A 20,014-nucleotide genomic window follows, 5' to 3' on the forward strand; every position below is an offset into this window, starting at 1 on the left:
AACGCCCGGGGTCAGTCGAAGATTTTACCCGGGTTCATGATACCGTTAGGGTCGAATACCTGCTTGATACCGCGCAGATAGGCAATTTCCGCTTCACTGCGTGTGTATTGCAGGTACGGTTTTTTGGTCATACCCACGCCGTGTTCGGCGGAGACGCTGCCCTGGTAACGCTCGACAATCTCGAACACCCACTTGTTCACCTGCTGGCACTTCTCGAAGAAATCTTCGTTGGCCATGTCTTCCGGCTTGAGGATGTTGAGATGCAGGTTGCCGTCACCGATGTGGCCAAACCAGATGATCTCGAAATCAGGATAGTGCTCAGTCACCACACTGTCGATTTCCTGCAGGAAACCCGGTACTTTGGACACCACCACAGACAGGTCGTTTTTGTAAGGCGTTCTGGGCGCGATCGACTCGGAAATCCGCTCCCGCAACTGCCACAGGTTCTTGGCCTGAGTTTCGCTCTGGCTGATCACGCCATCGAGTACCCACCCCTTCTCCACGCACTCTTCGAACAGAGCCAGGGCATCACCCATCGCTTGGTCAGACACGGCTTCGAATTCCAGCAAGGCGTAATACGGCGCTTCGGTCTCGAACGGCGCTTGCACCTGGCCGTGGGCCAGTACATGCCCCATGGCCTGATGAGAGAAAAACTCATAAGCGGTCAGATCCAGCTTCTTCTGGAACGACTGCAACACGTCCATGGTGTTGGTGAGGTCATTCAGACCGAGCACCAGCACCGTCAGATCGTCTGGCGTGCGGGTCAGCTTCATGGTGGCCTCGGTGATGAAGCCCAGCGTGCCCTCAGCGCCGATGAACAGGTGGCGCAGGTCGTAACCGGTGTTGTTCTTGGCCAGGTCCTTGTTCAGGTCCAGAATATCGCCCTTGCCCGTCACCACTTTCAGGCCGGCCACCCAGTCCCGGCTCATGCCCCAGCGAATCACCTTGATACCACCGGCGTTAGTGGACAAATTGCCACCCAGCTGGCTGGATCCGGCCGAGGCAAAATCCACCGGATAAAACAGGTTGTTGTCCTCAGCAAACGTCTGCAATTGCTCGGTGACGACACCGGCCTGGCAGCGCACGGTGCGGTCGCTGGCGCTGAACTCGAGGATCTGGTTCATGTTGTCAAAGGCCACCACCACCTCGCCATTGGCCGCCACCGCGCCGGCGCTCAAGCCGGTACGGCCACCGGACGGCACCAGCGCCACCTGATGTTCATTGGCAAACTTCACCAACGCCTGTACCTGCGCGGTGGTCTTGGGCAGCGCAATGGCCAGGGGCTTGGGCGGGTAGATTTTGGTCCAGTCTTTACCGTAAGTGTCCAGGTCGGCCGGATCGGTCAGCACTTTTCCCGGTGCATCACCGGTCGCCATCAGCTCTTTGAGGGAAGCAATGATCTGTTCGGAATTCATGGATGCATCAGTCTCTTCAGGTTGGGGCCGGGCCGGCAATGAACGGATTCACAGGGAATTGATTCAGGCAATCCGGCGCGCTGTGAAAGTCTTCGTTTATGGTATCATACCGCCCCTGTTCTGTGAGCCAGGCTGACGATCCCTGGCCACGGGTCATTTCACATGACGAAAGGTTCGGAAGCAAAGCCCATGTCAAATACGTCTCTCGAAAAGAGCAAAATCCGGATCCTGCTGCTGGAAGGCGTGCATCAATCTGCCATTGATACCCTTAACGCTGCGGGCTACACCAACATCGAGTATCTGAGCCATTCATTAGGCGAGGAAGAGCTGATCGAGAAGGTTGCCGATGCACACTTCGTAGGTATCCGCTCGCGCACCCAGTTGACAGAGAAAGTATTTGAAGCTGCCAGGAAGCTGGTCGCGGTGGGCTGTTTCTGTATCGGCACCAACCAGGTTGACCTGCAGGCGGCAACCCGCCGCGGTGTTGCCGTATTCAACGCACCGTTCTCCAATACCCGTTCGGTAGCCGAACTGGTGCTGGCTCAGGCCATTCTGCTGCTGCGCGGTGTCCCCGAGAAAAACGCCAAGGCTCATCGCGGCGAATGGCTGAAGTCGGCCAAGAACAGTTACGAAATCCGCGGCAAGAAGCTGGGCATCATTGGTTACGGCAACATCGGCACCCAGTTCAGCGTGCTGGCCGAAGGCCTGGGCATGGACGTTTACTTCTACGATGTGGTGTCCAAGCTGTCGATCGGCAATGCCACTCAGGTGGGCACCCTGCAGGAACTGCTGAACATTTCCGACGTGGTGTCGCTGCACGTGCCAGAAACACCGGCCACCAAGTACATGTTCAAGGCCGAACAGTTGGCGCAGATGAAGCCTGGCTCCATCCTGATGAACGCCTCCCGCGGCACCGTCGTCGACATTGACGCCCTGGCCGATGCTCTGCGTTCCGGCAAACTGCTAGGCGCTGCGATCGACGTATTCCCGGTCGAGCCCAAGTCTAACGAGGAAGAGTTCATTTCTCCCCTGCGCGAGTTCGATAACGTGATTCTGACCCCGCACGTGGGCGGCTCCACTATCGAAGCACAGGAAAACATCGGCCGTGAAGTGGCGGAAAAACTAGCCATGTACAGCGACAACGGTACCTCGGTATCGTCTGTCAACTTCCCGGAAGTGGCGCTGCCGTCGCATCCGAACCAGCACCGCTTACTGCACATCCACGAGAACGTGCCGGGCGTGATGTCCGAGATCAACCAGGTGTTCTCCGAAAACGGCATCAACATCTGTGGTCAATACCTGCAAACCAAGGAAGACATTGGCTACGTGGTGATTGACGTCGACAAGGCTTACGGCGAACTGGCGCTGAAGAAGCTGCTCCAGGTAAAAGGCACCATCCGTTGTCGGGTGCTGTTCTGACCTGACCGAGCCTCGACCGCTATAAAAAACCCCGCAGGCTTTCGCCTCCGGGGTTTTTCTTTACTGGCCAGCCGATTACTGCATCGGTACCAGCGTCAGCTCAACCCGACGATTCTGCTCGCGTCCGGATGCTGACTCGTTGGAGGCGATCGGGTAACGCTGGCCATAACCCACGGCACGAGTCCGACGCGGTTCAATACCCTGATTGAGCAGGAAGTCACGGACCGATGAAGCGCGACGCTCGGACAACAGCTGATTGTAGCTTTCTGCGCCAGTGCTGTCGGTGTGCCCTTCGATCTGGATTATGGTCTGATCAAATTCCTTGAGGACCAGAGATACCGACTCCAGGGTGTCGTTAAAGCCGGGACGGATGGTCGACTGGTTCGTGTCAAAGGTCACATTACCCGGCATCACCAGCTCAATCTGATCGCCGTTACGGACAACCCGAACACCAGTGCCATCCAGCCTGTGGCGCAGTTCGGCTTCCTGCCGGTCCATGTAATAACCGATACCGCCGCCTACCGCCGCGCCGCCAGCTGCGCCGATCAAGGCACCCTTGCCACGGTCACTTTTACTGGAGGTTGCCGCGCCTATCGCTGCGCCGCCGATGGCACCGATGATGCTGCCCTTGGTAGCGCTCGAGGTTTTCTCTTCCCCGGTGTAGGGATCATACGTCATGCAGCCACTAAGGCCGAGGGTTGCCACTGCAAAAGCAAGAATGGTTTTTCTCACTGTGTTCTCCTGCGTTGTTTTCTGACTGACCTGCACTTAATCGTGCTGGCCATGGTTATTCGGTAAAGGTGTCAATGATCGTGTTAAACACCGTTGCCTGCAAATCCTGGGCTTCGTTTACTAAATGATGACGACCATCAGGGATTCTTTGTTCCGTGACCGCCGAAAATTTATTCCTGAGAATCCTGAGATTGTGTTGCCAGTCGACCGTCAAGTCTTTTTCACCCTGAACGACCGTCACCGGAAAATCCACCGGTCTTGCTGACTCAATGTGCGGCACCCACTTACGCAAGGCACTTACCCAGTCCACGTGCACAGCTCTTGCCTGCAGAGGATCATGTTCACGAAGAAATCGGAGGAACCGGGTGCTACCACTGTTTGTGCCAAACACCCGGCGCCACCGTCTCAGAAACGGCTTGGCAACGCTGTGCAGCGTCTTGGCACCGAGCCAGCCCATAGGGCGAATCAGCGGTGCCAGCAACACCACTTTGCTGAACGCTGAACTTTTCTGGTCGTGGTGATTTGATAACAGGTAGTCAATCAGGATCGCGCCGCCGGTGCTCTGGCCTACGGCAAACCAGGGGCCACGAATTTTCTCACGGACCTGTGCCATCACTTCGGACAGCACCGCCTGATACTCGAGAAAACTGCCAATGGCGGCAGGCGTGCCACTGGACAGACCGTGGCCCGGCTGGTCGTACGCCAGCACATCAAAGCCGGCACCCAGGCAGCGGTCAATCAACTGAGTATACAACCCGACATGGTCAAAGTAGCCATGCAGAATGAATACCGTTCCTCTGGTTTCTGTGGCGTCCGGCAAACGAAAGTAATGCACCATTACCTCATGCTTCTCGGCCTTGAGGTAACCCTGATGGTAGTGCACCTCCGGGTGCTCCACCCAAAGATCCAGGCCATAAAACCGGCAGTAGGCCTCCATCTCGACACTGAGTTCCCGGCTGGCAGCCGGATTGAAAGGTACCAAACGGTCCAGTAGAGAATGTCGGTCCCAGTTCGGTATTTCTATGGTATCTGTTTTCCAGTACACGTAGAGTTAAACGCCTATCATAGATCGCTGATTAAGCGTCATCCTAACGCATTCACGAAGGAGAACACAGATGTTCCAGCCGCTTCTTGAAGCCGGGTTGCGCCAGACCATGCAGCGGCTGGTCCGCCCGATGCTCTCGAACGCTGTACCCCTGAAATTGCAGCGCCAGTTGATCCGGCAGGTGTATCGAACCTCGGTGCCACCCCGCAGCGCCCGATTCAGCCAGGATGATCTGGGCAATGTGCCCGTGCTCCGGACGGTGGCAACCCCAGAACCCTCCGGCACCATTCTGTATCTGCACGGTGGCGGTTTCATTCTCGGCTCTGCAAGCACTCACCGCGGGATTACCGGACACCTGGCCAAGCTGTCCGGCTGTGAAGTGATCACACCCGAATACCGGCTGGCACCGGAGCACCCCTTCCCGGCCGGGCTGGACGATGCAGAATCGGTCTATCTGGCACTGATCAATCAAGGCCTGGCGGCCGGCTGCATTGCTCTGGCTGGCGATTCGGCCGGAGGCGGGCTGGCCCTGGCGCTGTCGATGCGACTGCGAGACCACCAGCAACCCTTGCCATCTTCCATCACCTGCCTTTCACCCTGGACCGATCTCAGCCAGACACACCTGTACCAGCCGGAGTGCGAGCCGGTGCTACACGCCAGCTGGACGGCCAAAGCCGCCAAACAGTACGCAGCCGGTGCGCCGCTCACCGACCCGCTGATCTCACCCTTGTATGGTGATCTCAGCGCACTGCCCCCGCTGCTGATTCAGGTCGGCAGCCAGGAAATACTTCTCAACGATGCCACCCGACTGGCAGACATTGCCAAGCGGGATTGCGTCGAAACCCAGCTGGAGATCTACAACAATCTCTGGCATGTGTTTCAGGTGCACACAGGTCAACTGGCTCGTGCAACCCAGGCCATGACCGTGGTAGCGAACCACGTCAGGCGCCATCTGGCAGACTGAACTCGCCGTTGATCAACGCTTCTTTGCGGGCCTTGGGCCAGCGTTTGAGCTGCCACTCCAGTTTTAATGCCCGGCTGCGGTCTCCGGCAGTCGTCTGAAAAACCAGCGTTAACGGGCCTTTGCCCCGCAAACTGCGGGCGCCTTTGGGGGCGCCCGCCTGGTGCTCGGCAAAGCGGCGCTCAACGTCGGTGGTGATTCCGGTGTACAGATTGCCCGAGGCGGTTCGCACCAGATACAGGTACCAGCGGTCAGTCATGGTGTAACCTTTGCTCCCGCTTGCGGACTTTCATTTGTTGCAGCCAGAGCCCGGCCATGATCAGCGCCAGCCCGACATAAGTAGAGGGAAGAATGGTTTCGCCGAGAATGAAATAGATAAACACCAGTGACAAAAACGGTGAGATAAAGATCAGATTACTGACTTTCGAGGTGTTTTCGGCCTTTTTCATCGCTTGCGACCAAAGCACAAAGGCAATGCCCATCTCGAATACTCCGACGTACACGGCTGCCGCCAGCGAGCCACCCAGCGGCAACGCCAGGCCTTCGGTATACCAGCACGCCAGCGCAATGAACGGCAGTCCGAACAGGAAATTCAGGAACAGACCCACCACCGGGTCCCGGGTGTCACGGGTGGCAACAATCCAGTAACTGGCCCACACTACGGTGCTGCCGAGCGCCAGCCCGACGCCCAAAGGATCCGAAAAGCTGAGCGTGGTCACTGCCCCTCGAGTCGCAATTACCACCACGCCGGCGTAACACACCAACCCGGCCAGAATATCGATACGGCGCAACTTCTGGCCCAAAAACGGCACCGAGAGATACGCCAGCACCAGCGCCCAGGTGTAATTCAGTGGCTGGGCCTCCTGGGCAGGCAAGCGGTCAAACGCACCGAACAGAAGAAAGTAATACAGGCAGGGGTTGATCAGGCCCATGCCAACAGACTGAAGGTATTGCCGCCTGCTGAGCTGGAACACCCAGGACCAGCGGCCCTGGATCATCAGGATCAGCCCCATCACCAGTACCGACGCGGCGCAGGCCACCAAAAGCATCTGCACCGGCGCCAGATCGGCCAATGCCAGTTTGAACGCGGTCGCCACCGTTGACCAGAGCAATACCGTGGCCAGGCCATAGATCATCGCCTGTTTCTGATCAGGCATCGCTCTGCCCCGTTTCGGCATCCAGCCAGCGATAAAGCGTTCGGCGATTAACTCCCAGTATCTGGGCGGCCCGGCGCTTGTTGCCGCCCACTGCGGCCATTATCCGGCGCACATAATCCTGCTGCAGCGCATCCAGGGTCGGCCATTCCGACAGGTTGGTTCCACCCGGCGCCGGAATCGGCTGCGAAGCACCACTCTGGCGCTTGCGGATGCGCTCTGGCAGATGCTCGGGCTGAATGGTGTCACCCTCACAAAAGGTCACAGCACGCTCGATGGCACTGGACAACTCCCTGACATTTCCAGGGAATGGATAGTCCCCGATCACCCGAAGTGACACCTCACTGAGTTTGATAAAGCCCCGACTGTGGCGCCGGCAGGCTTCGTTCAGAAAATGCATAGCCAGCAACTCCACGTCTTCCCCTCTCTCCCGCAGAGGCGGCACTGCAAGCGAAAGAGTTTCCAAGCGATAATACAGGTCTTCCCGAAACTCGCCCTGCTCGACCGCCTTCATCAGATCGACGTGGGTTGCGGCCAGAATCCGCACATCCACCGATTCCTCGTGATCGGAGCCAACCGGTTTGATGGAGCCCTCCTGCAGCACGCGCAGTAGCTTGGCCTGCAGGGCCAGCGGCATTTCGCCGATCTCGTCCAACAACAGAGTGCCGCCACTGGCTTCGGCAAACAGGCCTTTGCGGGCCTGCCGGGCACCGGTAAAGGCCCCGGCCTCATGACCAAAAAATTCACTTTCCATCAGGTCCGGCGGGATGCCGGCACAGTTAACCGCCAGAAATGACTGCCCGGCCCGGTCACTCTGTTGATGGACTGCACGGGCCACCAGCTCTTTGCCGGTGCCGCTTTCACCATGAATCAGCACCGCCGCCTGGCTGCGGGCAACCTGCCGGATTTCGGTTCTGAGCCGGGCCATCGCTGCACTGCCGCCCACCAAGCCAAGATTATCATCGCCATGCTGACTGGCCTGAATTTCCGCCAGCTGCCGGTTAATATCTGCCTGAGCCAGCAAGCGTTTGATTTTCAGGCGCAAATGGTCGGTCGATAACGGCTTGGTCAGAAAATCATCGGCGCCGGCCTTTAACGCCTCGACCGCCTGATCAACGGTGCCAAACGCGGTAATGACGATAAACGGGATACCAGGATGTTCAGCCTGCTGAAACGCCAGTACCTGCATGCCGTCACCATCCGGCAAGCGCAGATCAGACACAATCAGCGCCGGGCGCTGCTCCCGGAGTTGCTGACGCGCTTCGTTTACCGTGGCTGCCCGGCGCAGGGTGTAGCCGTCCATCTCTAACTCTTCCGCCAATAACTGGCTTAGGCTCTGGTCATCCTCCACCAGCAAAATGGTCCCGGCGACGTGGGTCATACTCCGTTCTCCTTGGGAAAGTACAAGCTCATACGGCAGCCGCCCAGGCTGCTGTCGGCAATTTCAACGCGCCCGCCATGCTCTTTCAGCACGCTATTGACGACTGCCAGGCCCAGGCCGGTGCCCTCTCCGGCTGGCCGAGTGCTATAAAAAGGCTCGAACACTTTGTCACGCTCGGAGGCCGGGATGCCCAAACCATCGTCTTCCACCCGTATTTCCCAACTATGACCTGACTCGTGGGCAGAGACTTTCAGTAGACCACGGGCCGACTGGCAGCCGTTGCGGATGACATTCAGACACGCCAGGCCTGCTCTCAGGGGTTCCGCCCTGACCGGCATCGGCTGATCCAGTCCTTCGGTTTCGATCATGCACCGGTGGCAGCGTTCATCCTCTGACACCCGGGCCAGGACATCCTGCAACACATCGGACAGGTCCAACCGCCGGCGAGAGTCCGGGACGTGCCGGAAGCAATCCAGCAGCTGCTGGATAATGGTGGTCATGCGACTGACCTGATGATCAATATCGTCCAGGTGCCGCTGCTGATCATCCGGCAATCCGGCCCGGGCCAATATCTTGGCCCGGCCCTGAATCACATTGAGCGGCGCTCCAAGTTCATGGGCAACCCCGCCGGCAACGCGACCGATCATCGCGACCTTTTCCTGATAAACCAGCTGTTCCGCCAGAGCTCGCTCCCGGGCGATCCTGTCTTCGATTTCCGATTCCGCAGCATTCATGCGCTGGCCCATGTTGGCAAGGGCCTGGTGAATCTGCCGCAACTCCCGAGGCCCAGCAATCGGAGTGGTCAGCCGCCAGTTACCGGGCGACAGTTGCTCCATATTCTCCATAAGGCTGTTCACATGCCGCCCCACCGTGCGGTAATGGCCCAGAACCACCACCAGAATGATGATGGCAGCCAGCGCCGACCAGATACCCACCGCCCACCATCGACTGGAAGCCACCAGATCATGAAAGTCGCTGCGCTGCCGGGTAACCTGGAGCAGGCCCTGAATGCGGCCATCTTCTGCGACCAGAGGGGTAAACTGGGAGAATACCGATTCCCCGTCGACCCGCCGGAACGCGCCACCCAGCTCGCCACTGGCAATCACCCGTTCCGCACTGTCGCTGTTGGTGACGTCGGTATCGGCCACGCCCAGACTGGCGACCCGATTGCCGTCTTCATCGAAGACGGAGGCGCCTGAGATACGACCGATCTGGAAGATCGATTTCAGGGATTCCCCGAGCACCAGCCCATCTTCTTCAACGAGGGCGTTGGCCAGCGGACCACTGGCCGCACGGGCGACCAGCTCCAGGTCTTCCTGAAGGCGTTCATTCAGGGCTTTTTCCACCGCGCCCAGGCCAATGTAAATGGCAATTCCACTGAACAACAACAGCGGCACCACAATACTCAGAACCAGCGTCAGCTGCAGAGACCTGAACAGATCACCGATACGACGACTGAGAGATGCCATAACTGTTTCCTGAACAAGAGTGTCACAGCTTTTGTGCCACATGTGGCATTTCGCCACAACCCGGATTACTCGGATTTTATTCACGAAAAATCCTAAGCCATTGTTTTTAATATATTTAAATCTATTTTTGAAAGTTGGCACAGCACTCGCTAGTACCTTGCTGAACGTCACTAACCGGCGGTTTCCAAAATATCTACCGCCATACAGTAAGGAGCTCGTTTATGAACAAACTACTCATCGCCGCAACCGCTTCCCTCGCCCTGCTCGCCACCACCCCTGCTATGGCACAGCAAGAACAAGGATCAGGCTATGCAGACCCCGCTGCCAGTGCTCAACAAGCCAATTACAGTGACTCCGAGCTGAACCAGTTCGTCGACGCACAATCCGGCGTTATGGAAGTTCGCGAAGACTACATCGCGAAGATTGAAGCAGCCGACTCTCAGCAGAAAGCTCAGGAACTGCAGATGGAAGCCAATGACGAAATGGTATCCGTGATCGAGGATGCCGGTATGGACATCCCCACTTACAACGCCATCGCAACAGCCTACAGCAGCCAGCCAGAAGTGCGTGATCGCATTGACGCAATGATGTAAGCGATTAGCAAATCCGGTTCGTCTTTCAGCCCCGCTTTTTGCGGGGCTTTTTTATGGCTGAAAAAGACGGATTCAAGGCGATTCAGAATCCACCCCGGGTGCGATCTTGTGTTACCTTTTCAGGAAGAAAATCGTACCACTCGCCATTAAAATCCGGACCGGAGTCCGTCAGTCATGATTCAAACACACCACCGTCTATGGCCCGCACTGGCTGTGCTGGTCCTGATGCTTTCCGGCTGCTCTGATGACACGCCCCAATCCGGCCAGGTCAACGCACCGCCCGACCCTGGCAAATACCCGATTACCTGGCGCTTCGCTCTTGAAGAAATCGAAGGCAGCGTCCAGCACACATACGCTGAGGCCTTCAAAGAGCACATCGAGCAAATCTCCGGCGATCGCATTGTGGTGGATGTGTTTCCGTACGGTTCTCTGGGCACCTCTACCCAGCTCACCGAACTGACCCGCAATGGTTCCGTTAATCTGGCGTTCGCCTCGCCTGGTCACCTTGCGGATAAAGTGCCGGAAACCGGGCTGTTCAACCTGCATTTCCTGCTACCTGAAGAGCCCGAAAAAACTCGGGATCTGCTGAAAGATCCGGAACTGATCTCCCGCTTCCAGCAGCCATACCGGAATAGTGGCTTGCAGTTACTGGGGTTTATCTCGGAAGGCTGGATGACCTGGTCAGCCAATCAGCCGCTGCGCTCGCTGGAGCAGTTCCAGGGGCTACGCATCCGCACCATGACCTCCGCCATGGCGGCAGAGGCCTATCGCGCTTATGGCGCCGAGCCGGTGCAGACCCCTTACTCACAGGTATACAGCGATCTGCAACTGCGCAAGATTGATGGTCAGACCAACCCGGTATTCGCTATTGAGGAAATGGATTTCCACGAAGTACAAACCACGCTGACCCTGGCCCGAGCCTCTCACTTTATCGCTTCGGTGGTGGCAAACGATGACTGGTACGATGGGCTTCCTGAGCAGGAGCGCACTTGGCTGACGGACACTATACGGGATCTGGCAGACCACGCCTGGGACAACCAGGAAGAGCTGAACCAGGAGCGCCTTGAGCAAATGCTGGAGAAGGCCGACATTCGCGTGATCCGGCTAACCGAGGACGAGCGCGAGCTCTTCCGACAAGCCAGCTTGCCGGTGAGAAATCGGTATCTTGAGGTAACTGGCGCGCAGGGTCAGGCCTTGCTCGAGTATGTCGAGAGCTGGCAACAACCTTAGGCAGGTGCTATCAACTGCCTTGAGACCATTCGGACCCCCTCGTTAGCACACACCGCCGCAGCGCGCGCGGTGAGATCTGATATAAATCTGGCCTGCTCCCTCGGCTCCAGCGGATAAGCCTTAAGCCGATAGCGCATGGCTTCGTCCGAAGCCGAGACCGTCACGATCACAGGCTGGTAGGTTTTGGTCAGCGGACAGGTGAACACAGCATCCCGGAAAAGATTCTGTATCCGGGCAACATCGTGATTGGGATCAAGGAACAACTCGGCCACGCACATCAGATTATCGGTGCCGTCGTTACCATTCGCCAGTAGTGTGTCCCACAGCAGGCTGTGAGGAATAACAACCACAGTATCATCCAGCGTGACCATCTCTGCAGCGCGAGTGCCGATCGACCGAACCTCACCGTACTGGCCATTCACTTCAATCCAATCTCCCGGACGGTAGGGCATTTCATAGAGTGTCACAATCCCGGCAATCAAGCTATTGGCGTAGTCTTTGAAGGCAAATCCCAAGGCCAGGCCAAGCGCCCCAAACACCGCCACCATGTTTTCAAACGACGGTTCCACCAAAATTGGCACCACCGTCACGATGGTCAACACAATAATCAACAGGCGCAGCAGTGGCACCGACGCCAACAGATATAGCCGGATCTTGCCACCCACTTTGCCAGCAAATGCCGGTATCAACCTCTGCATCAGCATGATCAGAAAAGAAGCTGCAACAACAACAATCAAGGCCTCAAGCAAGGCCTCCGAGGTTATCGATGAAAACGTATCTTTGAAACCAAAGTCGCCCATTGTGTTCTCCTAAAAACCATCCACCGGATAGCCTCGGGCCTGAAGGTTCTTGCGCACGGCCGGGTATCCCAGTGGTGTGACCCGATACACTCCGAACTCCCTATCCAGGCTCACCAGCTCCGCCCGCATCATCTTGGCAAGACTCAGGCGGACCTCCTGTTCGGGCATTCCCGTGACCAGGTGCAATTGCTCCGTGGTCAGGCCACTGTGCAATAGCAAGGCATGCAGAATGTGACTCGGCTGACGACCGGCAGTGTGGGACAACGACGGCAGACTAAGCTGGTCAAGTGGCACCACCCAACATTGCCGCCCTGCGACTACAGCAGGCTCCTTTCCTTCGAGTTCATTCTGATTCTCGGGTCGGGCTCTGAGAGCACGCTGCCAAATTGCCAGGGCAACGCCCCGGTTGCCCCGTGCCAGCGTAGCCAGATCCCGGGTGAAGCTGCTGTATTTATGGCGGGATTGTTCTTCTGGCTTCGGTAACACATATAGCCCGTCTTGGGTCATTCGCGCGACCATCTGCTGATCGCCCTTGCCCGACGCCAGATAATCAAACCAGCGAGTCATTTGTCCACCCGAGAGCGGAGCAAGCGTGTATGGCTCGAGGCTCAATTCCGGCAGATACTGGATCCAGAACTGCCAACACCAACTGGAACAGCCGACAAGGCCATTACAAGTATCATCAAGTGCGATTCGGGCAAAAAACTCCCGCAGTAGATTCAGCCCGGATTGATGGCGCAGCCAAAAGTCCGCCAACTGCGGCACCACCCAATCATCGATCGACAACTGCTCCTCCCACCAAACTGCTGCGTCCTGCTCTGACATGAACAAGTTGTCGGGCGGTGTCAATATTCGCCGGTGCGTATGACGCAACGCCTCTGACACACCTGAAAAAGGCGGTGTCACAATAAAACTGACGTTTCTACGGTGAGCTCCAGCCTGCTTGAGCTGATTAAGCTGACTCTGAAGCGTTTCTGCCAGTAACCCAGAATCCGGCTCTGGCGCAAATTCACGAAGCCTGTCACCGGCAAGCACGGGCAAATCATCCAAGCTCCGGAACGCCTGACCTTCAGGGCTGATTCCGACGCGCAGCTGTTCGAAGATGTCATTCAGAGCACCTCGAACGGTTTTCTGCACCGACGTCTCGGGGGTTTGCCACTGCTCCAGCGGTATCAACCCGCCAGGCAGGTACGGATGATCCTGTACAACTTCGTCAATCAATGCTGCCACTCCCACCCGTTCATTCCGGAACCAGCCAGGTCTTGGATGCCGTCAGGCCAAGCCTGGCACTGCCTTGCAGGTCATTCATCATGGCCTCAAGACGTTGCTCAAAACCCCAAGGCGGATTAACTATCAACATGCCAGAGCCCACCATACCGCGCTCAGGTGGCTCATCCAGCATCACCTCGCAACGCAGTATCTTGCGAACGGGACCGTTTTCAAGCGCTTCGACCAGCCGTTTCTCAAGGCCATTGGTCAGGACCGGATACCAGACAAGATAAACCCCATGACGGCATTTCTGCCATGCCCGGGTCAGCGTATCTGCCACCTGGGCGTAGTCGTCCTTGATTTCATAGGAGGGGTCGATCAGGGTCAGCAGCCGGGGCTGGGTTGGTGGCAATCGCTTCAACAGGCCGCTCAGACCATCCTGCTGCATTACCCGAACTCCTGCGCCGGTGGCCCAGGTTTCAAGGCTGCGACCTTCCGTGGGATGCAGCTCGAATGCGGTGACGGAATCCCCCGGCCGGGCAAACTCGGCGAACCAGGCCGGGGACCCGGGATAACTGCGCATCTGGTCAGTGCTGCCTGTGTGCCGGCTCAGGATATCCAGCATGGGCTGCCAGTCTGCCGACGCCAGGCTCTGCCGAAACGGCCACAGCCGATGAATACCGCTATCGGCCTCGGCGGTTTTTCTGGCGCGTTCGCTGGTCAGGTCATAGAGCGCGCTACCGGCGTGGGTGTCAAAACAGGCGATCGGTGAGGATTTCGCCTGCATCATGGTCAGTGCCAGGGTCAGCGCAGCGTGTTTTTGTACATCGGCAAAGTTGCCGGCGTGGAAGGCATGAAGGTAACTCAGCATATCGGGCTCCTGATCTCAGGCGCTCATTAAGCACCAGTCATTCCAGACAGGCAACCTCAGCAGAGGCGTCTTGAGCCATGGTCTCAGGTATTGGTGCGATGATTAACCGCCAGCCGACCTGCTATGCTAGCGCTCGAGACACAAGGAGGACGCACGTTGCCCAGCCAGAACCAAACCAGAATCGACCAACTTTACGGCCTGATTGCCAACGAAGAAGACGCCAGAATCTGCAAAGACATCCCCGAAGAAGCCTGCCGGGAGGTGCCGAAGAACTTTTTCCTGATTCTTGCCGCTAATGTGCTGACCAAACTCGGCGACCTGCTGATCAGCCCAAAAACAGTTCTGGCCTGGATGATGAGCGCGGTGGGCGCGCCGGCACTGGTTGCCTGGTTGGTGCCGATCCGGGAATCCGGCTCTATGATTCCGCAAATGATTATCGGTGCCTGGGTGCGTCGTAAAGCCGTTCGCAAATGGTTCTGGACGCTCGGCAGTTTTGGCCAGGCGGTCAGCGTGGTTGGCATGGCCGCAAGCGTGTGGTTTCTGAAGGGCTACGGCGCCGGCCTGGGCATTGTGGCAGGACTGATCGGGTTCTCCCTGGCCCGGGGTTTTTGTTCGGTGGCGATGAAGGATGTCCAGGGTAAATGCATTCCCAAAACCCGCCGGGGCCGACTATCCGGGCTTGCAACTACCCTTGGCGGCGCGCTGACCGTGGTGATGACCGCGCTGTTGTTCTGGGATCGTGGTGATCCAACCCTTGGTTTTTATACTTTGCTGCTGTTGCTGGCGGCGGCACTCTGGGTGATTGCCGGAATACTATTTGCCAATGTGGAAGAGTATTCCGGAGAAACGGGGGGCGGCAATAACGCCATGGCCGAGGCGGTAAAAAGCTTGTCTTTACTTCGTGACGACGCACCGTTCCGGCACTTTGTCATTACCCGTGCGCTGCTGCTTTGCTCTGCCCTGGCTGCGCCCTACTTTGTGGTACTGGCGCAACGGGAGTCCGATGTCGGCTGGATGCTCGGAGTGTTTCTGCTGGCCAGCAGTCTGGCCAGTTCGGTCAGCGCCAGTTTCTGGGGCTGGGCTGCCGATACTTCAAGCCGCCGGGTAATTATCCGGGGTGCCGCCATGGCCAGTCTGGTTTGTCTACTGGTAGGGATTGCTGCCCTGGTGTTCGGGCCCGGTGTGGGCGGCGCCTGGTTCTATCCATTCGCCTTTTTTGTTTTGACCATCGCCCACGCCGGCGTGCGCCTGGGGCGCAAAACCTATCTGGTTGACATGGCGGGCGGTAACAAACGCACAGACTATACCGCAGTCAGCAACACCGTCATCGGCGTTCTGCTACTGATCACCGGCGGCCTGACCGCGGCACTGTCACTGATATCAGACATAGCGGTCATCCTTGTGTTGGGCTTGATGGGCCTGGCGGGCACGATCAGCGCATTGCGACTGAGAGAGGTCACTGAAGACTGACCGGCCATGCCCGGCCGCCGGGTTCAGTGTCCGGAAGGCCGGTAGCCTACCCGGAAGCCGCCCCAGTGCTTGCCATTGACATAGATAGGTACAGACAGGTCGTGCATGATCTCTCCGGTGTCCCGGCGATAGGTCTGCAATAGCATGTCTTCGGTGTGGCTGCCACAGCGAATGCCGGTGCGGTCATTGAACAGGCGTTTGCTTCGGCTCTTCACCAGATCTACGTCGCGATTACCGGTCGGTGGGTGCGCAAAGTCCCGGTTGTGGGTCGGGACGTAGCCATCAGGCGCACAACCAATAGCAAACACAATTGCATCCTGGCTGTTTTTGATGGCCTCCTGCACGGAGGGCAGCACCTGATCGGTATAACGGTCGTAACTGCTGGAATACTGCTGCGGGTCCGTTTTCGGAATGGGCTCGCGTTTCTTGTCAAACAACGCCACTTCCGTCAACTTGCCCTCCAGAATCGCGTTCTCGAACAGCTTGCCGATCTGCCCGGCACCACTGCGGGCCTGATCGAAAAACGTCCGGTGATAGCTTTGTGAGCTATTCAACGCGAAAGCTGCATTGGCTTTTTCGGCCAATTCCATCAGTGTCGATGCCTGATCCGCCAACGACGCAACACTGGTGTCGCTTTCCGCGATGTGATCACGCACCGATTCGATGGCTGAGAACACCTGCTCCAGGCTTTGCTCGTTGTTCTGATCAATCTCGGCAATGCGGGCCACCTGCTGCTGAACCCGATCTGACTGGTCCCTGATCAGATCCAGCTGCACCCCGACACCCTCGACAGACTCCAGGCCCTGCTCTACCGAGCGAGCCAGATCTTCAATGCGGGCCACAATCACGGCGGTATCGCCCTGAATTTCTTCGAGGGTGACGGCCACTTCACTGGTGGCCTGAGCAGTGCGGCCCGCCAATTGGCGAACTTCATCGGCAACCACGGCAAAGCCCCGACCCTGGTCCCCGGCTCGAGCGGCTTCAATGGCAGCGTTCAGTGCCAACAGGTTGGTCTGCTCGGCAATACCCTGAATGGTGGAGGTGACGCCCTGGATCTTGGTGGATTTTTCATTCAAGGCCTGAATCAGGCTCAGATTCTCACCGGATTGTTGATGCACTATCCGGACACTTTCAATCGCCGACGCCAAAGCCTGTCGCCCCTCGATGCTGACTTCACGGTTTTGCAGCGCCATGGTCGCAGCGTTGGTGGCCTGTTCGGACGATTCACGAACCGATTCGGTAATCTGGCCAGCGTAATTCGCCATCTGCGCCGTTTCTTCAACCTGCTGGTCGAGCCGCTTTTTGACCTGGTCCGCCGCAAACGACACTTCCGCAGCCGATATGGCATTTCGGTCGGCGCTGTCAGAAAGAGTTTCTACCAGCGCCTTGCCGGCACGGGCATCGGCCAGTAACTGTTTGCACTGCTGCTGTAACGGATGATTGCTCGGCAGTGTGCCATCGTTCAGCCCGGCTATTCCGCGCTCGACCGGCTCCAGAACACGCACCAGCAGGTAACCGACGGCGACTACCAAACCGATCACCAGGCCGATAAACAGCGAAGCCGCATCCAGCCCTAACAACGGAGCCACCCACGGGCAAATAATGGCGAGCAAAACAGCAATGCCCAGCCCCCAGATAATGGTAGTGCGATCGAGTAAACCCATGGTGCCCTCTTTTTTATCATTGCGTGCGCAAGCATATTGTTATTACAGGCCATGACTGAGAGTAATGAATTGATATGAGTTAATAACTCATACTTTAGTAAATCCCAAGAAGTTATCGGCAGAAGACCAAAAACCTGAATCTTTGTGTTCAACCCTATTCATCACATGCGCCTCATTACTGACATTGTTTTATGTATATTTTTGAGTCGCCAGAATTTGATTTGTAACAGAAGTGCATCAAGCCGGTCACAGGACTGCGCGACTCTATCTCTGGGTGATCTCGTGTCCACGAGTTCGCTGACACCTAAACCAATCTGTTATGAGCATCTGATTCAAGGAGAGATAGAGATGGGGCATCATCCTGTAGAAGATAGCAACAGAAGTAATAACCGGGCTTTTGACGACATTATTCAGGCCAGATTTTCACGTCGCCGCCTCCTTACTGGAACAGCGTCAGCGGCGACTGTCGGGGTCCTGGGCTCGATGGCACTCGTCGGTTGTGGAGGAAGCAGCAACAGCAGTTCAGACGCCATTGTCGAGCCTTCAGATCAAGCCACCATGAATCCGCAGAGTTTGGGATTTGAGGCAGTGCCGGGTGGAATTGAGGACCGGGTCATCCTGCCACCAGGTTACAAAGCAGATGTGCTGTTTGCAAAAGGCGACCCCTTATTCTCCGGGCTGCCCTCCTTCAAGAATGACGGCACCGATATTGACTACGACAGCCGCTCTGGAGACGAACACGACGGAATGCACTTCTTCGGCATGAATTCCGCAGGCCAATTCGATCCCGACGTATCGGATCGCGGAATTCTGGTCTTGAATCACGAGAATCTGGAAGACAACACCCTCCATGAAACACCCACGTCGAAAGCTGATGCCATCAGCAACGGGAATCTTCTGGAGCTGAAGAAAATCGTGGATCGGGAAATGAACGGTCACGGAGTTTCTTGCGTAGAAATCCGCAAACAGAATGGCAAGTGGTCTGTGGTGCTTGACTCCCCTTATAACCGCCGCCTGACGATCTTCACTGAAATGGACATGCGGGGCCCCGTGGCTGGTGAAGATTTCGTCAAAACCAAGCTAACCCCTACCGGCGCCAACCGCTACGGCACCATGAACAACTGCGCCAACGGTCACACCCCATGGGGTACTTACCTTGCAGCCGAAGAAAACTGGTACGCCTACTACACTGTCGGAGATATTGCCGGGCTTTCTGACAAACATCGAGCCTGGATGGAACGTTACGGCATCCGAGGCAATGGCTGGAATTATCGTCAGTGGAACCTGATCCCTGGCGATCAATACGAACGCTTCCGAGTCGAAACAACAGGTGGATCTGCCACAACCGACTTCAGGAATGAACCAAATTTGCACGGTTATATCACCGAAGTCGATCCTTTCCGGCCCACCCAGAAGCCTCGCATAAGGACAACCTTCGGCCGCCTCTCCCATGAGGGAGCCTGGCTAGCGCCAGTGAAGGAAGGCAAGCCGGTTGTTTTTTATTCGGGTGACGATGCTCGCCGTGAATACATGTACAAGTTTGTGTCCAAGCACAACTGGAACGAGGCAGACCGTAATGGAGGCCTGGCCGCTGGCGACCGCTATATGGATGAAGGCAAGCTCTACGTCGCGGTATTCAATGATGACGGCACCGGTGTCTGGAAAGAGTTGTCGCACGACAACATCGAACTTTCTGGCACCCACACCTACACCCGAAATGACAATAGCTGGGACTACACTTTCGACACCGAAGCGGAGGTGCTTGCAAGCGCCAGACTTGCAGCCGATGTCGTTGGCGCCACTCCAATGGACCGCCCCGAATGGGCTACGGTAAACCCTCAGAATGGCGACGTATATCTCGCGCTCACCAATGGCAACACGAGCAATCGCCCAGCCAGTAGCACCGATGGCGCCAACCCTCGCGCAATCAACCAGAATGGTCACATTATTCGCTGGCGTGAGGCGGGTGGCGACCATGCATCGACTACTTTCGACTGGGACATTTTCCTGTTTGGTTCCGATGCTGATGCCTCATCAGACTACAACGTCTCTGGCCTGACTGCCGACAACGAGTTTTCCAGCCCCGACGGTCTGTTCATCGACCCTCGCGGAGTGTTGTGGATTCAGACCGATGACGGCTCATCGGGCATTCGCAGCAAGACCAACAACCAGATGCTGGTCGCCATACCTGGCGAGTACGGAGACGGGGAAAGCGTGACCGTGACTACAGCTGACAGTGATAACCAGGCTTCTATCGAGACCTTCGTCGGACAACCTGCAGAAGCCGTCAAGCTCAAACGCTTCCTGGTTGGCCCCAACGGCTGTGAGATTACCGGCATCAGTATGACCGCAGACGCACGGTCAATGTTCATAAACATCCAGCACCCCGGCGAGGGTGGTTCCAAGGACTCGTTCAATACCAATGTGAGTGTATGGCCGGCCGGCTCAAGAGATGCCACCGCGTTTGGGGAAGGAGGGAACCGACCACGTTCAGCTACAATCGTTATTTATCGCGAAGACGGCGGTGAAATCGCTCTCTGATCCTCAACAACAGAATTCCGTAAAACAAAAGCCTGGCACGTTACACTAGCGGCCAGGCTT

17 protein-coding genes are annotated in these 20,014 nt (G+C 57.1%); 6 read left to right on the forward strand and 11 right to left on the reverse strand.

Annotation, left to right across the window (positions count from 1 at the left end; translation table 11 throughout):
• Positions 1-11: 11 nt before the first annotated feature.
• On the reverse strand, positions 12-1,415 hold the full coding sequence (locus C7H08_RS11115; RefSeq protein WP_106671814.1) for an FAD-binding oxidoreductase: 1,404 nt from the start codon (positions 1,413-1,415) through the stop codon (positions 12-14).
• 189 nt (positions 1,416-1,604) lie between these two features.
• Between C7H08_RS11115 and serA the strand changes: the two genes are divergently transcribed.
• The gene (gene serA / locus C7H08_RS11120; RefSeq protein WP_106671815.1) at positions 1,605-2,834 is read left to right on the forward strand and encodes a phosphoglycerate dehydrogenase; all 1,230 of its coding nucleotides are present in this window, start codon (positions 1,605-1,607) and stop codon (positions 2,832-2,834) included.
• A gap of 75 nt (positions 2,835-2,909) precedes the next feature.
• Here the strand turns inward: serA and C7H08_RS11125 are convergent, their stop codons facing one another.
• Both C7H08_RS11125 and C7H08_RS11130 read right to left on the reverse strand, forming a co-directional pair.
• Positions 2,910-3,566, reverse strand: a complete 657-nt coding sequence (locus C7H08_RS11125; RefSeq protein ID WP_106671817.1) for a YiaD family glycine zipper/OmpA-like lipoprotein — start codon at positions 3,564-3,566, stop codon at positions 2,910-2,912.
• Between the two features lie 55 nt (positions 3,567-3,621).
• The gene (locus C7H08_RS11130; protein ID WP_106671819.1) at positions 3,622-4,611 is read right to left on the reverse strand and encodes an alpha/beta hydrolase; all 990 of its coding nucleotides are present in this window, start codon (positions 4,609-4,611) and stop codon (positions 3,622-3,624) included.
• Positions 4,612-4,681: 70 nt separating this feature from the next.
• Between C7H08_RS11130 and C7H08_RS11135 the strand changes: the two genes are divergently transcribed.
• Positions 4,682-5,575, forward strand: a complete 894-nt coding sequence (locus C7H08_RS11135) for an alpha/beta hydrolase (protein ID WP_106671821.1) — start codon at positions 4,682-4,684, stop codon at positions 5,573-5,575.
• Here C7H08_RS11135 and C7H08_RS11140 read toward each other — a convergent pair.
• From C7H08_RS11140 to C7H08_RS11155, 4 genes are read right to left on the reverse strand one after another with little or no spacing between them, the layout of a single operon-like run.
• On the reverse strand, positions 5,553-5,831 hold the full coding sequence (locus C7H08_RS11140; protein WP_106671822.1) for a GIY-YIG nuclease family protein: 279 nt from the start codon (positions 5,829-5,831) through the stop codon (positions 5,553-5,555). The two genes, C7H08_RS11135 and C7H08_RS11140, sit on opposite strands and share 23 nt — an antisense overlap.
• Positions 5,824-6,729: a DMT family transporter gene (locus tag C7H08_RS11145; RefSeq protein WP_106671824.1), complete on the reverse strand. Its 906-nt coding sequence runs from the start codon at positions 6,727-6,729 to the stop codon at positions 5,824-5,826. The genes C7H08_RS11140 and C7H08_RS11145 overlap by 8 nt, the downstream gene beginning before the upstream one ends.
• Positions 6,722-8,107, reverse strand: a complete 1,386-nt coding sequence (locus C7H08_RS11150) for a sigma-54-dependent transcriptional regulator (protein WP_106671825.1) — start codon at positions 8,105-8,107, stop codon at positions 6,722-6,724. The genes C7H08_RS11145 and C7H08_RS11150 overlap by 8 nt, the downstream gene beginning before the upstream one ends.
• The gene (locus C7H08_RS11155) at positions 8,104-9,576 is read right to left on the reverse strand and encodes an ATP-binding protein (RefSeq protein ID WP_106671827.1); all 1,473 of its coding nucleotides are present in this window, start codon (positions 9,574-9,576) and stop codon (positions 8,104-8,106) included. The genes C7H08_RS11150 and C7H08_RS11155 overlap by 4 nt, the downstream gene beginning before the upstream one ends.
• Before the next feature lie 221 nt (positions 9,577-9,797).
• On the opposite strand from C7H08_RS11155, the gene C7H08_RS11160 reads away from it, so the two are divergent.
• Entirely contained in the window at positions 9,798-10,169 is a 372-nt protein-coding gene (locus C7H08_RS11160) for a DUF4168 domain-containing protein (RefSeq protein WP_106671829.1), read from the forward strand.
• Positions 10,170-10,343: 174 nt separating this feature from the next.
• On the forward strand, positions 10,344-11,399 hold the full coding sequence (gene dctP, locus C7H08_RS11165; RefSeq protein ID WP_106671830.1) for a TRAP transporter substrate-binding protein DctP: 1,056 nt from the start codon (positions 10,344-10,346) through the stop codon (positions 11,397-11,399).
• Here the strand turns inward: dctP and C7H08_RS11170 are convergent.
• From C7H08_RS11170 to C7H08_RS11180, 3 genes are read right to left on the reverse strand one after another with little or no spacing between them, the layout of a single operon-like run.
• Complete coding sequence (locus tag C7H08_RS11170) at positions 11,396-12,199, reverse strand: mechanosensitive ion channel family protein (RefSeq protein WP_106671832.1); 804 nt, start codon at positions 12,197-12,199, stop codon at positions 11,396-11,398. The genes dctP and C7H08_RS11170 overlap by 4 nt on opposite strands.
• Positions 12,200-12,208: 9 nt before the next feature.
• The gene (locus C7H08_RS11175; protein ID WP_227663113.1) at positions 12,209-13,429 is read right to left on the reverse strand and encodes a hypothetical protein; all 1,221 of its coding nucleotides are present in this window, start codon (positions 13,427-13,429) and stop codon (positions 12,209-12,211) included.
• Positions 13,430-13,439: 10 nt separating this feature from the next.
• Positions 13,440-14,279 (reverse strand): 23S rRNA (adenine(2030)-N(6))-methyltransferase RlmJ, encoded by an 840-nt coding sequence (locus C7H08_RS11180; RefSeq protein WP_106671834.1) that lies wholly within the window; start codon positions 14,277-14,279, stop codon positions 13,440-13,442.
• Positions 14,280-14,435: 156 nt separating this feature from the next.
• On the opposite strand from C7H08_RS11180, the gene C7H08_RS11185 reads away from it, so the two are divergent.
• Positions 14,436-15,749: an MFS transporter gene (locus tag C7H08_RS11185; RefSeq protein ID WP_227663115.1), complete on the forward strand. Its 1,314-nt coding sequence runs from the start codon at positions 14,436-14,438 to the stop codon at positions 15,747-15,749.
• 23 nt (positions 15,750-15,772) lie between these two features.
• Here C7H08_RS11185 and C7H08_RS11190 read toward each other — a convergent pair whose 3' ends face one another.
• Complete coding sequence (locus tag C7H08_RS11190) at positions 15,773-17,413, reverse strand: methyl-accepting chemotaxis protein (RefSeq protein ID WP_106671838.1); 1,641 nt, start codon at positions 17,411-17,413, stop codon at positions 15,773-15,775.
• A 144-nt stretch (positions 17,414-17,557) separates the two neighbouring features.
• On the opposite strand from C7H08_RS11190, the gene C7H08_RS11195 reads away from it, so the two are divergent.
• Positions 17,558-19,954 carry a PhoX family protein gene (locus C7H08_RS11195; RefSeq protein WP_243411433.1) on the forward strand — a complete coding sequence of 799 codons (2,397 nt, stop codon included), beginning with the start codon at positions 17,558-17,560 and terminating at the stop codon, positions 19,952-19,954.
• Positions 19,955-20,014: the final 60 nt, after the last annotated feature.

The organism is Marinobacter halophilus (assembly GCF_003007685.1).
GTDB lineage: Bacteria > Pseudomonadota > Gammaproteobacteria > Pseudomonadales > Oleiphilaceae > Marinobacter > Marinobacter halophilus.